The sequence below is a fragment of the Bradyrhizobium sp. LeoB3 genome (genome assembly GCF_055456055.1).
The window spans coordinates 22140-42798 of sequence record NZ_JBVBEF010000051.1 but is presented as its reverse complement, the minus strand read 5'-3'; the positions used below and the strand labels follow the sequence as shown (position 1 = coordinate 42798).

Here is a 20659-nt window from a genome sequence, read left to right as displayed (position 1 = left end):
GGGCGGTGCCATGAACGTGCTTTCAGCGGTCGAGACAAAGGAACTGGTGGCCACCGAGACGGCGGACGAGCTCTGGTACAAGGACGCCATCATCTACCAGCTCCACGTCAAGGCCTTCGCCGACAGCAACAATGACGGCATCGGCGATTTCGCGGGGCTGACCGAGAAGCTCGGCTATCTGCAGGATCTCGGCGTCACCACGCTGTGGTTGTTGCCATTCTATCCGTCCCCGGGGCGTGATGACGGCTACGACATCGCCGACTATGGCGACATCAATCCCGATTTCGGAACGATGAAGGACTTCAAGCGCTTCATCCATGAAGCCAAGAAGCGCGGCCTTCGTGTCATCACCGAGCTCGTCGTCAACCACACCTCTGACCAGCACGCCTGGTTCAAGCGCGCGCGCCGCAGCCATCCCGGCTCGAGCGCACGCAACTGGTATGTCTGGAGCGACACCGACCAGAAATACCAGGGCACGCGGATCATCTTCACCGATACCGAGAAGTCGAACTGGACCTGGGACCCCGAAGCGGGCCAGTTCTACTGGCACCGCTTCTTCTCGCACCAGCCGGACCTGAACTTCGACAACCCGCGCGTGGTGCGCGCCATCGTGCAGGTGATGAAGCGCTGGCTCGACACCGGCGTCGACGGTTTCCGGCTCGACGCCATTCCCTATCTCTGCGAGCGCGAAGGCACCAACAACGAGAACCTGCCCGAGACTCACGCCATCATCAAACTGCTGCGGCGCGAGCTCGACACCTACGCCAAGGGCAAGATCCTGCTCGCCGAAGCCAATCAATGGCCGGAGGACGTGCAGGAATATTTCGGCCGGGAAGACGAATGCCACATGGCGTATCATTTCCCGCTGATGCCGCGCATCTACATGGCGATCGCGCAGGAGGACCGCTTTCCGATCACCGACATCCTGCGGCAGACGCCCGACATCCCGGCCAGTTGCCAATGGGCGCTGTTCCTCCGCAACCATGACGAGCTGACGCTGGAAATGGTCACCGATGTCGAGCGCGACTATCTGTGGTCGACCTATGCCAACGATCCCCGCGCCCGCATCAATGTCGGCATTCGCCGCCGCCTCGCGCCATTGATGGACAATGACCGGCGCAAGATCGAATTGATGAACTCGCTCCTGCTCTCGTTCCCGGGCACGCCGATCATCTATTACGGCGACGAGATCGGGATGGGCGACAACATCTATCTCGGCGACCGCAACGGCGTCCGCACGCCGATGCAATGGAGCCCGGACCGCAATGGCGGCTTCTCGCGCGCCGACCCGGCGCGGCTCTACGCACCCATGATCATGGACCCCGTCTACGGCTACGAGGCCGTGAACGTGGAAGCGCAGTCGCGCAGCCTGTCGTCGCTGCTCAGCGCCACCAAACGCCTGATCGCGGTGCGCAAGTCGACGCTGGCCTTCGGCCGCGGCTCCATGACCTTCATCCGCCCCGAGAACCGCTCGGTGCTCGCCTATGTCAGGCAGTATCAGGACGAGGTTATTCTCTGCGTCGCCAACCTGTCGCGCTCGGCGCAGGCGACCGAGCTCGACCTTTCCGCCTTCAAGGGACGCATTCCCCTGGAGATGCTCGGCCGCACGCGCTTCCCGACGATCGGCGAACTGCCCTATATGGTCACGCTGGCGCCGTATGGCTTCTACTGGTTCCAGCTCCAGGAGCCGGACAAGTCCATCGCCATCCCGCGGCGCGCGGTGCCGGAATTCGAGACGCTGGTCGTACCGCTGAACTCGACCTGGGTGTCGCTGGCGCGCGCCCGCGGCGTGTTCGAGCGCGACGTGCTGCCGGGCCACCTGTCGCGGGCGCGCTGGTATCCGGAGAGTTTGTCGAAGGCGATCCAGCCGCAGCTCGTCTCCGCGATTCCCTTCTGCGATATCGGCGACAACCGCCCCTGGCTCGCTTTCTTCGAGACGACTCAGCGCGGCGCCACCTCACGCTACGTGCTGCCGATCCGGATCGAATGGGTGCGCTTCGACCGCGAGCGCTACAATCCGCGCGCCCTAGCCGCGGTACGGCAAGGCGCGCGCGAGGGCACGCTGCTCGATGTTGCGACCGACGAGATCTTCATCGCGCTGTTGCTCCGCAATCTGGCGCAGTCGCTGACGGTCGAGGACGAGGAGCTCGGCATCGCGCTGCGCCTCGAATTCCGCCCGACCAGCCGCTTCACGGACAAGCCGATCAAACAGCCCCAGCGCATCCGCGCGGTGGAGACCGAGCAGTCCAATAGCACGGCGCTGGTCGACGAGGATTACGTCGTCAAAATCTACCGCAAGCTCGAGCCCGGCATCAATCCGGAGATCGAGATGGGACGCTTCCTCACCGACGTCGCGGGCTTCGCCAACACGCCGGCGCTGCTCGGCACGGTCGAGCTCGTCGAGGGTGAGAAGCGCAGTGCGATCGGCATCGTTCACGCCTTTGTCACCAACCAGGGCGAGGCATGGACCGTCACATCAGCCTATCTCGACCGCTTCGTCGAAGAGCAGCGGCTGCTCGCGACCAATCATGAGACGAAGCAAAGCGAACAGCAGATCTCCTATCTGCGCTACATGGCGCAGACGGGAAAGCGGGTCGCCGAACTGCACATTGCGCTGGCGAGCAACCGCGACCTGCCCGAGTTCGTGCCGGAGCCGACCAGGCCGGAAGACGTGCAGCGCTGGATCGACGACATCCTGGCCCGTGCCGATCGCGTTTTCGAGACACTGACGCAGCGACGGGATACGCTGAAAGAGGCCGATCGCCCGCTGGTGGCTCAGTTTCTGGCGCAGCAGGATAGCTTGCCGGCCCGGCTGAAGGCGCTGCTGCCCGGAGACATCGACGGCCTCAACATCCGCCATCACGGCGACTTCCATCTCGGCCAGATGCTGATCGTCAAGGACGACATCTTCATCATCGATTTCGAGGGCGAGCCGCGGCGGAGCATCGCTGAGCGGCGGCGCAAGGCGCCGGCGGCGCGCGATGTCGCCGGGCTAGTCCGCTCGATCGACTACTCCGTCACCGCTGCGCTCGATCGGGCGCTCAAGGTCGCACCCGACGAACAAAGCAAGCTCGCGCTGGCGCTCGCCGACTGGCGGGATCGGGCTACCGCGACGTTCCTGGCCGTCTATCGCGAGACCATGGCGGGCCAGCCCTTGTGGCCGGCCGATCCGGAAGCCGCGGAGCGGATGCTCAACTTCTTCCTGCTTGAGAAAGCATTCTACGAGATCGAATATGAGCTGGCGCACCGGCCCGACTGGCTGCGCGTCCCGCTGACCGGGATGCTCCGTATCCTGGCGCAACAACCGCATGAGCCGCAATGACCAGATTGCCTGCTGAAGCCTACGCGATCATCGAGGGCCGCCATTCCGACCCCTTCCGCTATCTCGGGCTCCACTCCGAGGGCGACCAGAGCGTGGTGCGCGCCTTCCTGCCGGAAGCCTCCAATGTCGAGGCGATCGGCGAGCATGGCGAAACCGCGCCGCTCGCGCGCATTCATGATGCTGGCCTGTTCGCCGGCGCGCTGCCGAACGGCTCGCGCCGATACCAGCTCCGCGCCCGCTTCGGCGACCATGTCGTCGATCTCGACGACCCCTATCGCTTCCCGCCGGTGTTGAGCGACTTCGATCTCTATTTGCTCGGCGAAGGCACCCACCAGCGCATCTACGACAAGCTCGGTGCGCATCCGATGACGCTCGATGGCGTGGAGGGCGTCGCCTTCGTGGTGCTGGCGCCGAACGCGCGGCGGGTCAGCGTGGTCGGCGATTTCAACTTCTGGGATGCGCGGCGGCATCCGATGCGGGTCCGCGGCCCTGGCTATTGGGAATTGTTCATCCCGCATGCCCGCGCCGGCGACCACTACAAATTCGACATCATCGGCCCCAATGGCCAACATCTGCCGCTGAAGTCCGATCCGGTGGCATTCGGCGCCGAGCTGCGCCCGAAGACCGCCTCGATCGTGGTCGACCTCGACCACATTCCGCATCCGCAGGCAGCGCCACCAGGCATCAACGGCATTGGCGCGCCGATCTCGATCTACGAGGTCCATCTCGGCTCATGGCGCCGCAAAGGCAACAATGAGTGGCTGACCTATCGCGAGCTCGCCGAGCAGCTTCCGGCCTATGCGCGCGACATGGGCTTCACCCATCTCGAATTCCTTCCCGTCAGCGAGCATCCATTCGACGGCTCCTGGGGCTATCAGCCGACCGGCCTGTTCGCGCCGACCAGCCGGTTCGGCTCGCCGGCCGACTTCGCTGCGCTCGTCGATGCCTGTCATCGCGAAGGGTTAGGGGTGCTGCTGGACTGGGTGCCCGGACACTTCCCGGACGATCCGCACGGCCTCGGCCATTTCGACGGCACCGCGCTCTATGAGCACGCCAACCCGCTGCAGGGTCGCCATCTCGACTGGGGCACGCTGATCTACAATTACGGGCGCACCGAGGTGACCAATTTCCTGGTCTCGAACGCGCTGTTCTGGCTCGACCGCTATGGCATCGACGGACTGCGCGTCGATGCGGTCGCCTCCATGCTCTATCTCGATTACAGCCGTCCGCCGGGCGGCTGGATCCCGAACAAATATGGTGGCCGCGAGAATTTGGAGGCGATCGACTTTCTGCGCCGCTTCAACACCGAACTGTTCGGGCGCTTTCCGCAGGCGACGACCGCGGCGGAAGAATCGACCGCCTGGCCGCAGGTGTCGCGCCCGGTCGAATTCGGCGGGCTCGGCTTCGGCTACAAGTGGAACATGGGCTGGATGCACGACACCTTGCGCTACATCGGCAAGGAGCCTGTCCACCGCAAGTATCACCACGGCGACATCCTGTTCGGCCTGCACTACGCCTTCTCCGAGAACTTCATCCTGCCGCTCTCGCATGACGAGGTCGTGCACGGCAAACGCTCGATCCTGGGCCGCATGCCCGGCGACGACTGGCAGCGCTTCGCGAATTTGCGCGCCTATTACAGCTTCATGTTCGGCCATCCCGGCAAGAAGCTGTTGTTCATGGGCTGCGAGTTCGGCCAGGAGCGCGAGTGGGCTCACGAACATTCGCTCGACTGGCATCTGCTCGCGCAACCGAAATATGCCGGCGTGCAGGCGCTGATCCGCGATCTCAACCGGCTCTATCGCGCGCTCCCCGCGCTGCATGAACTGGATTGCGATCCGGCCGGCTTCGAATGGGTCATCACCGATGACGCCGACCACAACGTGTTCGCCTGGATCCGCAAGGGCAACAGCGCGCGTTCGCGCTGCCTGGTGGTGGTCAACTTCTCGCCGAACGTCTATCACGACTATCGCATTCGTGTTCCCTTTGCCGGGAAATGGCGCGAGGTGCTGAATTCGGATTCCTCCCACTATGGCGGCAGCAATGTCGGCAATATCGGTGAGGTGGTCACGCATGAAGGCATTGTGCCCGAGCTCAGCCTGACCATTCCGCCGCTGGCTGCGATCTTCCTCGTACCTGAAAGCTGACGTATGCGACTGACTGGGGGAACGTCGTCCCGGCTGGGCGCCAGTTGGGACGGAAGGGGTACCAATTTTGCGTTGTTCTCTGCGAATGCGGAGAAGGTCGAGCTGTGCCTGTTCGACAGCCAGGGCCGGCGCGAGCTCGAACGCATCGAACTCCCGGAGCGCACCGAGGACGTCTGGCACGGCTATCTCAACGACGTCTCGCCGGGCCAGCTCTACGGCTATCGCGTCTACGGCCCCTACGCGCCGGAGCGCGGCCACCGGTTCAATGCCAACAAGCTCCTGCTCGATCCCTATGCCAAGCGGCTCGCGGGGCGGCTGGTGTGGAGCGATGCGCATTTCGCCTACCGCACCGGCAGCGCGCGCGAGGACCTATCCTTTGATCGGCGCGACAATGCCCGCGGCATGCCGAAGGCGGTCGTGGTCGACGAGACCTTCAACTGGGGCCGCCGCGAAATCCGTCCCCACATCCCCTGGGAAGACACGATCATCTACGAGGCTCATGTCAAGGGACTGACGCAGAAGCGCGAGGACGTCGCGCCGAACCTGCGCGGCACCTATGGCGGACTGTCCTCGCCCGCGATGATCAATCATCTGAGGCGGCTCGGCGTCACCACGATCGAACTGTTGCCGATCCACGGCCTGATCGACGACCGCATCCTGGTCGAGAAGAAGCTCGCCAATTATTGGGGCTACAACACGCTCGCCTTCTTCGCGCCGGAGCCGCGCTACGCGCAGGACAATGCGCTGGATTCCTTCCGCACCACTGTGGCGCGACTGCACGATGCCGGCATCGAGGTGATGCTCGACGTCGTCTACAACCACACCGCCGAGGGCAACCATATGGGCCCGACGCTGTCGTTCCGCGGCATCGACAACGCCTCCTATTACTGGCTGAAGCCGGACAATCCGCGCTACTATGACGACTTCACCGGCTGCGGCAATTCGGTCAGGCTCACCCACCCGCGCGTGCTGCAGATGGTGATGGACTCGCTGCGCTACTGGGTCGAGGTGTGCCACGTCGACGGCTTCCGCTTCGATCTCGCGACCACGCTGGCGCGCGTACCGAACGGCTATGACCGCGCCGCGTCCTTCCTCACCGCGGTCAGGCAGGATCCGGTGCTCTCCACCGTCAAGCTCGTCGCCGAACCCTGGGACCTCGGCCTTGGCGGCTACCAGGTCGGCGCGTTCCCCTCGCAATGGTCGGAATGGAACGACCGCTATCGCAGCGCGATGCGGCGCTATTGGAGCGGCGAAGGCAGCCTGATCGGCGAAGTCTCGCGCCGCATGACGGCCTCATCGGACCTGTTCAATCACGACAATCGCGCGACGCGCGCCAGTGTCAATCACATCACCGTGCATGACGGCTTCACGCTGATGGACCTCTTCAGCTACAACCAGAAGCACAATGAAGCCAATGGCGAGGACAATCGCGACGGCTCCAACGACAATCACAGCAACAATTGCGGCGTCGAGGGTCCGACCGACGATCCCGACATCATCGCGCTGCGCCGCCAGTTGCGGAAGAACCAGCTCGCCTGCCTGCTATTGGCGCAGGGCACGCCGCTCTTGCTCGCCGGCGACGAGGTCGGCAATTCGCAGGATGGCAACAACAATGCGTACTGCCAGGACAACGAGGTCGGCTGGGTCAATTGGGACAATTTCGGCGACGAGGTCGAGGACTTCACCGATTTCGTCGGCCATTTGACCGAGCTGCGCCGCAAGTTCGCCCAGCTTCGCTCGCAGCGCTGGCTGGATGGCCGCCGCGCCGACGGCTCCTACGGCGTGCTGTGGCTGACGCCGGCGGCGGAAGAGATGAAGGAGTCCGACTGGAATTTCCCGGAAGGGCGTTTTCTCTCTTATGTGCTCGGACCGATGGAACCAGGGCAGGCGCCGATCTTTATTGTGCTGAATGCCGCACCGGAAGAGATCGCGTTCAAGATGCCTGTGATGCCCGAGTACAGGAACTGGCGCCAGGTGCTCAACACCACCGAGAACAAGCAGATGCCCGTTGATTTCGCGTCGGGCGCCGACACCAAGGCGCCTTCCCGCTCGGTGCTCGCCTTTGCGGGCTCGGCATGAATGAGCGGCATTTCGGTCCCCTGCTGACGAAGGACGGCGCGCTGTTCCGCCTGTGGGCGCCGGCGGCCAAGCGCGTCGACGTGCTGCTCGACAAGCCGCATGCGCTGAGCCGCGGCGACGATGGCTGGTTCAAGGTCGAAATCCCTGGCGTCGCCGCTGGCGCGCGCTACAGGTTTCGCATCGATGATGAGATCGACGTCCCCGACCCGGCTTCCGCGTTCCAGCCCGACGACGTCTTCGGCCCGAGCGAGGTGATCGATCACGAAGCTTTCCCGTGGCGCGCCACCGACTGGCGCGGGCGGCCGTGGCATGAGGCGGTTGTCCTCGAAGCGCATGTCGGCACCTTCACACCCGAAGGCACCTATCGCGCGATCATCGACAGGCTCGACCATCTCGTGGAGAGCGGCATCACCGCGCTCGAATTGATGCCGCTCGCCGATTTCGCAGGAACACGCAACTGGGGCTATGACGGCGTCCTGTGGTACGCGCCCGACAGCGCCTATGGCCGGCCGGAGGATTTGAAGGCGCTGATCGACGCCGCCCATCAGCGCGGGCTGATGGTGATGCTTGATGTCGTCTACAACCATTTCGGCCCCGAAGGAAATTATCTCGGCCGCTACGCGCCCAGCTTCTTCACCGACGCGCACACGCCCTGGGGCAGCGCTATCGATTATCGCGTCAAGCAAGTGCGCGACTTCGCGATCGGGAACGCGGTGCATTGGCTGCGTGACTACCGCTTCGACGGCCTGCGGCTCGACGCCGTCAACACCATCGTGGAAACAGGCGAAATTCCGATCCTGCATGATCTCAGCATCGCTGTCGGCAGGCTTGCGGCGGAGGCCGGCCGGCACATCAACCTGGTGCTCGAGAACAGCGACAATCGTGCGAGCCTGCTCGATGCTACCGAAGACCCGCCGCGCGGCAAATATCGCGGGCAGTGGAACGACGACTATCATCACGTCTGGCACGTGATGCTGACCGGGGAGGCGCAAGGCTATTACGGCGACTACCAGCGCTCGCCGCGTGACGATCTCGCCCGCGCGCTCTCGTCCGGCTACGTCTACCAGGGAGAGGTCTCGACGTTCTGGGGCGGCATCCGCCGCGGCGAGCCGAGCGGCGCGCTGTCGCCGACCTCTTTCGTCAACTTCCTGCAGAACCACGACCAGATCGGCAATCGCCCCTTCGGCGACCGTCTCGAGAGCTTCGCCGATCCAAAAGCCATCGAGGCCGCGCTGGCGATCACGCTGCTGGCGCCGATGACGCCGATGCTGTTCATGGGCGAGGAATGGGGCTCGAAGGCGCCGTTTCCGTTCTTCTGCGATTTCCACGGCGATCTCGCCAACGCCGTCCGCAAGGGCCGGCGTGAGGAATATGCCTGGGCCTATGCCAAATATGGCGACGAGGTTCCCGATCCGCTGCAGCAATCGACCTTTCAGTCGGCCGTGCTGGATTGGACGGAGCGCGACCGCGAGCCGGGACGGACACGGCTGGCGCTGGTCAGGAGCCTGCTTGCGATGCGCCGCCGCGAAATCATGCCACGGCTTGCCGGCGCCAGCTTCGGCGACGCGCAGGCGGAGGCCGACCTGCTGACGGCGCATTGGCGCATGGGCGACGGCAGGCAACTGTCGCTGACCGCCAATCTCGGCAACCGAGAGATTGCAACGCCAAAAGACCGGTCCACGGGAACTTTGATCTGGGGCAGCGCGTTGGGCGATAACATCCCCGCTTGGTCGGTGTGCTGGCACATCGGATAGAAGAATGCCCCCCGCGATTCCGGTCGCGACCTATCGGTTGCAGCTCACCGCCGATTTCGACTTCGATGCCGCCGCCGAAGTCGTGCCTTATCTGAAGGCGCTCGGCATCACGCATCTTTATGCCTCGCCCTTCATGAAGGCGCGCAAGGGTTCGACCCACGGCTATGACATCGTCGATCACACCAAGTTCAATCCGGAACTCGGCGGCGAAGCCGGTTTCGAGCGCTTAAATGCGGCGCTCAAGCAGCACGATATCGGGCTGATCCTGGACTTCGTGCCCAATCATGTTGGCGTGCATTTCGACGACAATCCCTGGTGGCTCGACGTGCTCGAGTGGGGCCCCACCTCGCCGCACGCCGCCTCCTTCGACATCGACTGGGAGCAATTGCCCTACCGCGCCCGCGGCGGCGTGCTGCTGCCGATCCTAGGTTCGTCCTATGGGCAAGCGCTGGAGCGCGGCGAGATCGAGCTGCGCTACGATGCCGGCGAGGGCAGCTTCTCCGCCTGGTATTTCGAGCACCGCCTGCCGATCGCACCCGAGCGCTATGGCGAGGTGCTGCGAACGATCGTGCGCGAGGCTGACGCCGCCGAGAGCGATGCCGGCAAGGGCATCCTCGCGCTGGCGTCGCGCTACACGGGACTGCGGCATCCCAATCGGAAGGAAGCCCCGGGGTTCAAGGCGGAACTGACGGCAATCGCAGATGCCGCCGAGATCATCGCGCGCGGGCTATCGGCCTACCGCGCCGGCGAGGGCCGCCCGGCGCAAACGCTCGCGCTGCATCATCTGCTCGAACGCCAGCACTACAAGCTCGGCCATTGGCGGCTCGCCTCCAGCGACATCAACTATCGCCGTTTCTTCGACATCAACAATCTCGCCGGCATCCGCGTCGAGGATGCCGCCACATTCGAGGCGATCCACCTGCTCGTGCAGCGATTGATCGCCGAAGGCAAGCTGCAGGGATTGCGGCTCGATCATATCGACGGCTTGTGTGATCCCGCGCAATATTGCCAGCGGCTGCGCCGCCTGATCCGCCATGCGCAAGGCGGCGGCAGGCCGTTCTATCTTGTGATCGAAAAGATCCTCGGCGAGCATGAGAAGCTGCCCGCGCTTGCCGGCGTTCACGGCACCACCGGCTATGAATGGATGAACGCGATCGCCCAAGTCCTGGTCGACGGCAAGGGCCTGGCGCCGCTCGACGAGATCTGGCGGCAGATCAGCAACCGCTCGCCGAGGCTCGCGCCGGTGCTGAAAGAAGCTAAGCGCCGCGTGCTCGAGACGCTGCTCACCAGCGAGTTCACGGTGCTGTGGCGGCTGCTCGCGCGGATCGCGAACGGCCACTACTCGACGCGCGATTTTTCCGCCGACAGCCTGCGGCAGGCGCTCGAGCTCTATGTGCTGCACTTCCCGGTCTATCGCACTTATCTCACTGCCTCCGGCCCGACGCCGCATGATCGAGCCTTGATCGCCCACACGATCGAGCGGGCGCGCGGCGACTGGTTCGCCGCCGACGAAGGCATTTTCGATTTCCTCCAGGACGCGCTGACCATGGACCTGATCGAGCCCGGCCGCGCCACTCACAGCGCGCCGCGCGTCCGGCGCTTTGCGCAGAAGGTGCAGCAATTCACCGGTCCGATGATGGCAAAGTCATTGGAGGACACCACCTTCTACCGCTATCATCGCCTGCTCGCGCTGAACGAAGTCGGCGGCGATCCGGCCGCGAAAGCGCTGTCGGTCGACGCATTTCACCAGATGATGCAGAGGCGCGCCAATGAAGGGCCACACGGCATAACCGCGACCGCGACCCACGACACCAAGCGCGGCGAGGATGCTCGTGCCCGCATCCTGGCGCTGGCTGAAATTCCCGGTGAGTGGACCAGCGCGGTATCGCGCTGGAAAGTCCTCAACGCGCCGCACCTTGTGGTCGAAGGGGAATTTCGCGCACCATCGGCGACATCGGAATACATGCTCTACCAGGCGATGCTCGGCGCCTGGCAACCTGATGATCCCCGCTTCCTCGAGCGCATGCAGGCCTATGCGCTGAAAGCGTCGCGCGAAGGCAAGCAGGAGACGAGCTGGCTCAATCCGCATGAGGTCTATGAGGCTGGCGTCAAGACGTTCCTCGAGCGCATCCTGGACCGTTCCCGCTCGGCCGACTTCCTGAACGCGCTGGAAGCCCTGGCACGGCGGCTGTCGCTATTGGGCGCGCTGAATTCGCTGAGCCAGCTCACGCTGAAGGCGACGCTTCCCGGCGTGCCGGACTTCTACCAGGGCACCGAGTTCTGGGATTTTTCCCTCGTCGATCCTGACAATCGCCGTCCGGTCGACTTCGCCGCGCGCACATCCGCGCTTGCCGTGTTGGAAGAGCCGGACTGGGCGCAGCTTGTCCAGCAATGGCCCGACGGTCGGTTGAAGCTCGCCTGGACCCGGCACCTGCTGCGGCTTCGCAGCGAATTCCCCGACGTGTTCACGCAAGGCAACTATCTGCCGCTGGAGACGAGTGGAGCACACCGCGATCACATCATCGCCTTTGCGCGACAATGGGAACGGGATGCAGTCATCGTCGCCGTTGCAAAGTCCTTCGCGCCTTTCACCGAAGTCGGCCGTGTCTGGCCGAAAGCAGAGGCTTTCGACGGCGCGGTCACGATTAAAGGTTATGTCACCGACGCCGGCGAGAACGAGCTGCAGCTCTCCACGCTCTTCAGGCATATGCCTGTTGCCGTCCTCAAGGCGAAAGTCGCCGCCGTCTTAAAGCCAACCCGAAAGCGCGTCCGCGCCTGAATAAGGGACGCCACCTCTCCCGCAAGCGGGAGAGGGAGCGCAGCGTTCACTGCGGATACGCCGCGCTTCAATTGCGTTTGGTCAGCAGCAGACGGCCCCGATTGCGGATCGCGGTTTGCGCGACTTCGGCAAAGCGTTGCAGCAGCCAGGGTAATGTCACTTCCACATTGACATTATCTTCGTTGACATCGACGTGACCGGTTGCGGCCTGTCCGAGCGCGCGCACGCGAAAGATCATGCGATTGTCCTCCCAGCGCTCCTCATCGACCTTGAGCACCGGCACGCTGTTCGCAGCGCGCGAGAGTCCCGTCTTCAGGCGACGCATGGCTTCCTCGCGGCCAAGGCTATGCGGAATCGAAACGACCAATGGAGCAGACATTGCAAAATTCCTCCTCTGATCAACTGCATGTAGTGCCACGTCAGCTAAACAGAAGGCCGATACGTGCGGCGCGAGAGCCGGAACCTTCATGAATTAGGTTCGTTTTCCTCACGAAGGGCAGAAGCGGCAACCAGGCCCTCCGGGCTGAGGAGAGACTTATATGTCAATTGGAACGATCATACTCATCATTCTGATCATCCTGCTGCTGGGCGGCTTCAGCGGCGTAGGCGGCGGGCCGTTCTATGGCACCGGCTACTACGGCGGCGGCGGGCTCGGACTCGTGATCGTCATCCTGCTGATCCTGCTATTGCTCGGGAGAATCTGACGCTGTTTCTCCGCTGTCATCACCCGCGAAAGCGGGTGATGACAGTATTCCGGAGACGTCGATGCATAAGCCGAGAGGCCGCCGCATACTGGATGCCCCGCCTTCGCGGAGCATGACGACGCTGGCTGTAGGGTGGGCAAAGCGGAGCGTGCCCACCATCCACACTCCGCAAGAAATGGTGGGCACGCTGCGCTTTGCCCACCTACCTCATCGCTACTTCTTCGCTGCCAGCTTCTTCATCGCCGCCTTGATCGACGTGGCGGCATCGTCATAGCCATCCCAGGCCTTGCTCCGCGCGACCAGCGACGGCACGGTGCGCACCGTGTACTTCTTCGGATCGAGATCGCCGCGCACCTGCGCCCAAGTCAGCGGCATCGAGACGGTGGCACCTTCGCGTGCGCGTGGCGACAGCGGGGCGACCGCAGTCGACATCCGGTCGTTGCGCAGATAGTCGAGGAAGATCTTTCCCTTGCGCAGCTTCTTCGACATGTTGAGCAGATATTGCTCGGGGTCGTCATCGGCCATCCACTGGCAGATCGCCTGCGCGAACGCTTTGGCCTCCTTCCAGGTCACGCGGTCCTTTGCGCCATACAGCAATGGCGCCACGACATGCAGGCCCTTGCCGCCGGTGGTTTTGCAGAAGCTCTCGAGGCCGACGGCTGAGAGTCGCTGGCGCATGTCCTTGGCGGCCTCGATGACGTCTGAGAATTCGACGTTCGGCGCGGGATCGAGATCGAACACCAGTCGCCCCGGCGTATCGTAGATATCGGGCGCGCAATTCCAGGGATGCAGTTCGAGCCCACCGATCTGCGCAACCGCCGCCAGTCCCTCGATGCGATCGATCTGCACATAGGGCTTGCGGTCGCCGGAGACCTTTGCGAGCTCCAAGAGGTTCGACATGCCCTGCATCGCATGGCGCTGGAAGAACTTTTCGCCATTGATGCCATCAGGCGCGCGCACGATCGAGCACGGCCTGCCCTTGAGATGGACGATCATCCATTCGCCGACCGCCTCGAAATAGCGCGCGAGATCGAGCTTGGTCACGCCCTCGCCGTCGAAGGCGTCGGGCCACAGCTCCTTGTCGGGCTTGGAGATCACAACGCCCATGACAACAGAGGATTTATCCGCAGCCGATTTCGCAGCCTTCGCCGCGGCCCTGCCCGGCTTCGGCTCGGCGATCTCGGTCTTGGCCGGCTCTTCGGCCTCCACCTCCTTGGCCGGCTTGTCCTGCCGCAGTCCCTTGAAAGCAGCCTGCCGGATATTGCCGCCCTCGGTCCAGCCGGCAAATTCAATCTCGGCGACGAGGTCTGGTTTCAGCCAATGGATATCGCGCGCCTTGCGCGGCGCATTCTCGCCGCCGAACGGGCTCTCGTCGGATTCATGCGCCTTCAGCACCGGCAACAGCCGGCGGACCTTGTCCTGGCCAAAGCCGGTGCCGACAATGCCGACGAATGCGAGATGATCGCCGCGATAGACGCCGGCCATCAGCGAGCGGAATTTTCCGCTGGTGGTCTTCCAGCCGCCCAGCACGACCTCGTGACCGGCACGGCATTTCGCCTTGGTCCACAGTTCGGAGCGGCCGGAGCGATAGGGCGCGTCCAACTTCTTGGAGACGATGCCCTCAAGCTCCAATTTGCAGGCCGACTCCAGCACCGCATCGCCACCGCTCTCGAAATGCTCGACATAGTGGATCAACTTGCCCTTGCCTTTTCGTGCTTCCAGGAGCCGCTTCAGCCGCGCCTTGCGCTCGGCCAGCGGCAGCGCGCGCAGATCCTCATTCTCGGCGAACAGCAGGTCGAAGGCATAGAAGATCAGATCATCGGTCTTGCCGTCCGAGATCGCCGCCTGCAGCGTCGAGAAATTCGGTATGGCGTTCTTGTCCAACCCGACGATCTCGCCGTCAACAATCACATCAGGCAGCTTGCCGCCTTCTTTCGCGATCGCACCGAACTTGTCGGTCCAGTCCAGACCCTTGCGGGTCTTGAGCGTGGCCTCGCCGTCCTCGACCCGCAATTGTACGCGGTAGCCATCGAGCTTGATCTCGTGGCACCAGCCAGCACCGCCGGGCGGCCGGTCGACAGATGTGCAGAGCTGCGGCGCAACGAAGTCCGGCATCGCCTCGACCTTCTTTGGCTCGATCTTCTTTGCTTTGGCTTTGGCGGAAGCGCGCGACTTCGACGCCAGCGTTTTAGGCGCCGGCGCTTTCGTCCTCGGACGCGCCGCGCCGGTCTCCTCCCGATTGGACTGCCAGACCGCATCGGCCTTCGCCTTCGCGCGGCCGTTCTTCGCCAGCATGAACGGCTTTGGCGCCCTGCCCTTGCCGGCCGCGATCTGCTCCATGGTGCGGCCGGAGGCGACGGATCGGTCCTCATCGAGGATGCTTTCCCCGTCCTCGCTGGCGTATTCGTCACGATGCTTGATCAGCAGCCAATTGGTGCGCTTGCCGCCGAAACGATCGCCGCGCATCCGCACCAGCACCCAGCTTCCATGCAGCTTGTCGCCATCCAGGGTGAACTTCAGATCGCCTTTCTTGAACCCGGCTGCGGGATCGTCCGATTCCCAATAGCCGCGATCCCACAGCATCACCGTGCCGCCGCCATACTGGCCTTCCGGAATGGTGCCTTCGAAATCGCCATAGTCGAGCGGATGGTCCTCGACCTCCACTGCAAGCCGCTTGTCGTGCGGATCAAGCGAGGGACCCTTGGTCACCGCCCACGACTTGAACACCCCGTCCATTTCGAGTCGGAGGTCGTAATGCAGCCGCGTGGCGTCATGCTTCTGGATCACAAAGCGGCGCTGTTTGGAGGGCGCAACCTTGACCTCGCCGGAGGGCTCGTCGGTCTTGGAGAAGTCGCGTTTCTTGCGATAGGTGGACAGGTTTCTCTGCAGCACGGGTGCACCTCACGCAAATGGCCGCCGCCTTGCGGCGGTATATACCAGGAACCAAAACCCCTCGCATCGGTTGAAGTTCCCATACTCCAAGATATCCGGAGAATGAAATGGCCCCTCGCGCCTATTGGAAAGGCACCCTGAAGCTGTCGCTAGTGGCGTGCCCGGTGCTGCTGTATCCGGCCTCGACGTCGGTCGCGAAAACCCGCTTCCACATGATCAACAAGGAGACCGGCAACCGCTTGAAGCAGCAGATGGTGGACGCCGAAACCGGCGACATCGTCGAAGCCGACCAGAAGGCGCGCGGCTATGAGCTACGGAAAGGGAAATATGTCGAGATCGAACCGGAGGAGCTCGAATCCGTCCAGATCGAGAGCAACCACACAATCGACATCGAAAGCTTCGTGCCCAGCGACGAGATCGACAAGCGCTATCTCAACCACCCCTATTACATCGCGCCCGACGGCAAGGCCGGTGCTGACGCTTTCGCTGTGATCCGTGACGCGATGAAGGACCAGGACCGCGTCGCGCTGGCGCGGATCGTGCTGACCAACCGCGAGCACGTCATGGCGATCGAGCCGCTCGGCAAGGGCCTGCTCGGCACCACCTTACGCTACCCTTATGAGCTGCGCGACGAGGCCGATTATTTCGACGACATCAAGACGCCGAAGATCACCAAGGACATGGTCGAGCTCGCCGGCCACATCCTCGACAGCAAGGCGGCGCATTTCGACCCCTCGAAATTCAAGGACGACTATGAGGATGCACTGAAGGCACTGGTGCGACGCAAGGCGGCCGGCAAGCCGATCGAGGCCCCGGAGCCCGAGGAGCGGCCGAGCAACGTCGTCAGCCTGATGGATGCGCTGAAGCAGAGCCTGAAGGGCCGCTCGGCAGCCAAGAAACGCAGCCATTCCACCGCCCGCCGCCAGCCCGCCCGCCGCCGCGCAGCGCGAAAAGCGCATCGCTCGACCGCGCGTGCACGCAAGGCGGGGTAGTCATAGCGACCGTCGAGCCAGGCAGCCATTGAAATGGTCGCGGTTTGGAATGGCGCCGTCTCCACAATTCCGGTGTCGTCCCGGGCTTGCCCCGGGACCCATAACCACAGGGAGTTGTTATGTGCTCCGCTCCAACTGCTTGCTCGCACCACAACCCTTCCCTGTGGTTATGGGTCCCTGCTTTCGCAGGGACGACGACGGAGCAAACAGGTAGAGCGGCGGGAGCTTAAGTTAGCGCTTCGTCTTCCGCTTCTTGCTGCTCTTCCGCTTCTTCGTCGTTTTCTTTTTGGAAGCTTTCTTCTTCGAAGCCTTCTTCGGCACCTTCCTGCCTTTGGCGCGTGCTTCCGAAAGCCCGATCGCGATCGCCTGTTTGCGGCTCTTGACCTTGCGGCCCGAGCGGCCGCTCTTCAACGTGCCGGCCTTGCGCTTCTTCATCGCGCGCTTGACGTCGCCGGATGCTTTCCTGGAATACTTGCGTGCCATTGGCGTATCTCCCGGTTGAGGGAGATTAATTTCCTTGCCCGAAGAAAGTTCCGTCTATGCAACCCGCTTCAGTCCGCCGCGCGCAAGCGATAGCCTATCCCAGTCTCTGTCAGCACGAATTGCGGACGCTCGGGATCAGCCTCGATCTTCTGCCGAAGCTGACGCACATAGACGCGAAGATATTGCGCATCGGTGAGTTCGTCCCACAATTCCTTCAACAGGAAACGATGTGTGAGCACCTTGCCCGCGTGCTGCACCAGCACACGAAGCAGCTCATATTCCTTTGGCGACAATTTCACCTCGCGATCGCCGACCTTGACGATGCGGCGCACGAGGTCAACCGAGAGATCACCGGTGCGAAACACCGGCCGTTCACCCTGCACCTGCAATTGATGGCGCAGCGCCGCGCGCAGTCGTGCCAAGAGCTCATCCATGCCGAACGGCTTGGTCAGATAATCGTCGGCGCCGAGGTCGAGCGCCTGCACCTTGCCCGCCTCGTCGCCGCGGCTTGACAGCACCACGATCGGCACGCTTTCGTTGCGCGCGCGGATCATGCGTAGGAGGTCGTGGCCCTGGATATCAGGCAGGCCCAGATCGAGGATGATCAGCGCAGGCCCCTGCGCGAGCATCTCCAGTCCGGCCTTGCCGTTGGGGGCCTCGAGAATTTCGTACCCTTGCGTGTTCAGCCCCATCCGCAACAATTTGCGGATCGGCGGCTCGTCATCGATGACCAGGACCTTGATGGGTGTCGCGTTCATGCAGCGGTATCCAGCGCAGCGGTAGCCGCCGGGATCGGCAGCCGGATGGTGAGCACGGCGCCGCTCCGGTCGGTGCGGTTGGCGGCCGAGATCGTGCCATGCATGGCTTCGACGAATCCGCGGGAGATCGCAAGACCGAGGCCGGTGCCGGGGCGGACATGATCGCCCTTCTGCACACGGTAGAACTTGTCGAAGATGCTTTCGAGTTCGGTCGGCGGAATGCCGCTGCCCTCGTCCATGACCTGCAGCACGATCGAATCACGATCGCGCCGGCCGCGGATCGAGATCGTGGTGTCGGCAGGAGCGTATTTGGCCGCGTTGTCGAGCAGGTTGAACAGCACCTGTTCGAACAGCACCGCGTCGAGCTCCAGCATCGGCAGATCGGCGGCGAGATCGAGCGAAACCTTGTGCCGCACCAGGATCTTGCCGGCGCGGCGCAGCGCGCTGCCGACAATTTCGCCGACATCATGCCGCGCCGTGTTCGGCACGATGGCGCCGGATTCGAGCTTGGTCATGTCGAGCAGATTGGCGATGAAGCGGTTCAGCCGTTCGGACTCGTCGATCACGGTCGCGAGCAGATCGTGCTTCTGCGCATCCGTGAGGTTGCCGCCGAGATCGCGCATGGTCGAGGCGGCGCCGAGTACCGAGGCCAATGGGGTCTTCAGGTCGTGCGAGATCGAGGTCAGGAGCGCTGAGCGCAGGCGCTCGGATTCGACGGTGCGCTTGACCTTGTCCATGTCCTCGACCAGCAGCACGCGCTCGATCGCGAGCGCGCCCTGGTCGACCAGCGCATCCAGCAGCCGCCGCTGGTCCGGCGTCAGCAGCGGGCCGGTCTTGTCATTGTCGATGCCGATGGCGCCGATCAGGCCGCGGCCGGTCCGCATCGGCAAAAACAGGCGCTTGGCGCCCGGCAACGTGTCCGAGCCGCGGCCAGCCGGCCGATCGTTCGACCAGGCCCAGTTCGCGGCGGCAAGATCGGCGTCGTCGAGCTGGTCTTCCGGCGGATAGCCGGCCTTGACGACGAGCAAGCCCTCTTCCGGCAGCAGCAGCACCACGCGCACCTTCAGCATCAGTGCGATCTGGTAGGCGGTCGCCCATAATACGTCGTCCAGGGTCGCGGTGCCCGCGAGCTTGCGGCTGAAGGCGTAAAGCCACTCGGTCATGCGCACGCGGCTGATCGCGGTATCGGCCTGCACCCGCACCCGCGCCGCGACGTTGGAGACGAGCAGCGCGATCAGCATGAAGAAGAAGAACGCCGCGATATTGGTCGGGTCGGTGATCGTGAAGGTGTAGACCGGCGGCAGGAAGAAGAAATTGTAGCACAGCGAAGCTATGACGCTGGTGAGCAGCGACGGCCACAGGCCATAGCGCACGGCCACCACGACGACGGCGGTGAGGAACACCAGATCGACGTTCTCGACGCCGAAGCGGGGGTGAACAAGTTCGGCAGCGCCGAGCCCGAGGCCGACGATCAGGAGCGAGTACAAATAAGGCCTGAGGTTGAACGGCTCGGTTCGCGCCGCCGTCTGCACCGCCGGCCCTTTGTCGAGGCCGGCAGGCAGATCCTCGCCGGCGATCACGTGCACGCTGATATTGCCTGCGCGCCGCACCAGATCGTGCACCACGGAGCCGCGCAGGATCTCGAACCACCGCGAGCGCGACGACTTGCCGATCACGACATGCGTGACATTGCTGGACTGCGCGAAACTGATCAGATCATCGGCGATGCGGCGATGCACGGCGGGAATCGTCAGCGCCTCGCCGCCAAGCGATTCGGCAAGCCGCATCGTATCGGCGAGCCGGTCACGCTGCTCGTCAGAGAGCTGCAGGCTGCGCCGGGTTTCGATGCTGATCGCGGTCCAGGGCGCGTGCAGGCGATCGGCAAGCCGCTTGGCGTAGCGCACGAGGCCGGCGGCGCGCGGATCCTCGCTGACGCAGACCAATATACGCTCGCCCGCGGCCCAGGGACCGGCGATGGCATTGGCCTGCATGTGATTGAGCAACTGTTCGTCGACCCGCTCGGCGGTCCGCCGCAGCGCCAGTTCGCGCAGCGCGGTCAGGTTGCCCGGCGAGAAATAATGCTGAAGCGCCCGCTCCGCCTGCTTGGGCACATAGACCTTGCCCTCCTTCAATCGCTGGATCAAATCGTCGGGCGGCAGGTCGATCAATTCGATCGCATCCGCGCGGTCGAAGATCGAATCCGGCACGGTCTCGCGCACCCGCACATGCGTGATCTGGGCGACGACGTCGTTGAGGCTTTCGATGTGCTGGACGTTGACGGCGGTGTAGATATCGATGCCGTGGGAGAGCAGTTCCTCGACGTCGAGATAGCGCTTCGGATGCCGGCTGCCGGGCGCGTTGGTGTGGGCGAGCTCGTCGACGATGGCAAGCTGCGGCCGGCGCGCGATCAGCGCATCCAGGTCCATCTCCTCGAGCACCTGGTCCTTGTAATTGATCCGCTTGCGGGGGATCACTTCGAGCCCCTGCAGCAGCGCCTCGGTCTCGGCCCGGCCGTGGGTCTCGACAACACCCACCACCACATCGGTGCCGCCCTTGAGCTTGGCATGCGCGCTCTGCAGCATCTCGTAGGTCTTGCCGACGCCGGGAGCGGCGCCGACGAAGATCTTCAGCCGTCCGGACGCATCGTTCTCTCGCCGGGCGGCTTCCAACAGCGCGTCCGGCGAGGGTCGCTTCTCAGGGTCGCGATGCTCATTTGCCATAGAGCAAATATAGTCGCGTCACGTCATTCGGC

At 63.7% G+C, this 20659-nt stretch carries 12 protein-coding genes; 7 read left to right on the top strand and 5 right to left on the bottom strand.

Going from position 1 to position 20659, the window contains the following annotated elements; translation table 11 throughout:
• Positions 1 to 10 precede the first annotated feature (10 nt).
• The 5 genes from treS to treY are packed head-to-tail and all read left to right on the top strand — an operon-like array spanning position 11 to position 12078.
• A complete protein-coding gene (treS, locus tag ACZXDY_RS27615; RefSeq protein ID WP_464347677.1) occupies positions 11 to 3322 on the top strand; it encodes a maltose alpha-D-glucosyltransferase in 3312 nt (1103 codons plus the stop codon).
• Positions 3319 to 5466, top strand: coding sequence for a 1,4-alpha-glucan branching protein GlgB (gene glgB / locus ACZXDY_RS27610; RefSeq protein ID WP_028166565.1), 2148 nt, complete (start codon positions 3319 to 3321; stop codon positions 5464 to 5466). Before treS ends, glgB begins: the two co-directional genes overlap by 4 nt.
• A gap of 3 nt (positions 5467 to 5469) precedes the next feature.
• Positions 5470 to 7545 carry a glycogen debranching protein GlgX gene (gene glgX, locus ACZXDY_RS27605; protein ID WP_130224477.1) on the top strand — a complete coding sequence of 692 codons (2076 nt, stop codon included), beginning with the start codon at positions 5470 to 5472 and terminating at the stop codon, positions 7543 to 7545.
• The gene (gene treZ, locus ACZXDY_RS27600) at positions 7542 to 9299 is read left to right on the top strand and encodes a malto-oligosyltrehalose trehalohydrolase (protein ID WP_464347676.1); all 1758 of its coding nucleotides are present in this window, start codon (positions 7542 to 7544) and stop codon (positions 9297 to 9299) included. The genes glgX and treZ overlap by 4 nt, the downstream gene beginning before the upstream one ends.
• A gap of 4 nt (positions 9300 to 9303) precedes the next feature.
• On the top strand, positions 9304 to 12078 hold the full coding sequence (gene treY, locus ACZXDY_RS27595; RefSeq protein ID WP_464347675.1) for a malto-oligosyltrehalose synthase: 2775 nt from the start codon (positions 9304 to 9306) through the stop codon (positions 12076 to 12078).
• Between the two features lie 67 nt (positions 12079 to 12145).
• On the opposite strand, the gene ACZXDY_RS27590 is transcribed toward treY, so the two are convergent.
• A complete protein-coding gene (locus ACZXDY_RS27590; protein ID WP_130224529.1) occupies positions 12146 to 12457 on the bottom strand; it encodes a polyhydroxyalkanoic acid system family protein in 312 nt (103 codons plus the stop codon).
• 160 nt (positions 12458 to 12617) lie between these two features.
• On the opposite strand from ACZXDY_RS27590, the gene ACZXDY_RS27585 reads away from it, so the two are divergent.
• The gene (locus tag ACZXDY_RS27585) at positions 12618 to 12782 is read left to right on the top strand and encodes a DUF3309 family protein (protein ID WP_080663914.1); all 165 of its coding nucleotides are present in this window, start codon (positions 12618 to 12620) and stop codon (positions 12780 to 12782) included.
• Between the two features lie 213 nt (positions 12783 to 12995).
• On the opposite strand, the gene ligD is transcribed toward ACZXDY_RS27585, so the two are convergent.
• On the bottom strand, positions 12996 to 15671 hold the full coding sequence (ligD, locus tag ACZXDY_RS27580) for a DNA ligase D (protein ID WP_464347688.1): 2676 nt from the start codon (positions 15669 to 15671) through the stop codon (positions 12996 to 12998).
• A gap of 110 nt (positions 15672 to 15781) precedes the next feature.
• Between ligD and ku the strand changes: the two genes are divergently transcribed.
• Entirely contained in the window at positions 15782 to 16666 is an 885-nt protein-coding gene (ku, locus tag ACZXDY_RS27575; RefSeq protein WP_464347674.1) for a non-homologous end joining protein Ku, read from the top strand.
• Positions 16667 to 16897: 231 nt separating this feature from the next.
• On the opposite strand, the gene ACZXDY_RS27570 is transcribed toward ku, so the two are convergent.
• From ACZXDY_RS27570 to ACZXDY_RS27560, 3 genes are all read right to left on the bottom strand, one after another.
• Complete coding sequence (locus ACZXDY_RS27570; RefSeq protein ID WP_464347673.1) at positions 16898 to 17149, bottom strand: DUF6496 domain-containing protein; 252 nt, start codon at positions 17147 to 17149, stop codon at positions 16898 to 16900.
• Between the two features lie 68 nt (positions 17150 to 17217).
• A complete protein-coding gene (locus tag ACZXDY_RS27565; RefSeq protein ID WP_028166557.1) occupies positions 17218 to 17907 on the bottom strand; it encodes a response regulator in 690 nt (229 codons plus the stop codon).
• A complete protein-coding gene (locus tag ACZXDY_RS27560; protein ID WP_464347672.1) occupies positions 17904 to 20627 on the bottom strand; it encodes a DUF4118 domain-containing protein in 2724 nt (907 codons plus the stop codon). The genes ACZXDY_RS27565 and ACZXDY_RS27560 overlap by 4 nt, the downstream gene beginning before the upstream one ends.
• Positions 20628 to 20659: the final 32 nt, after the last annotated feature.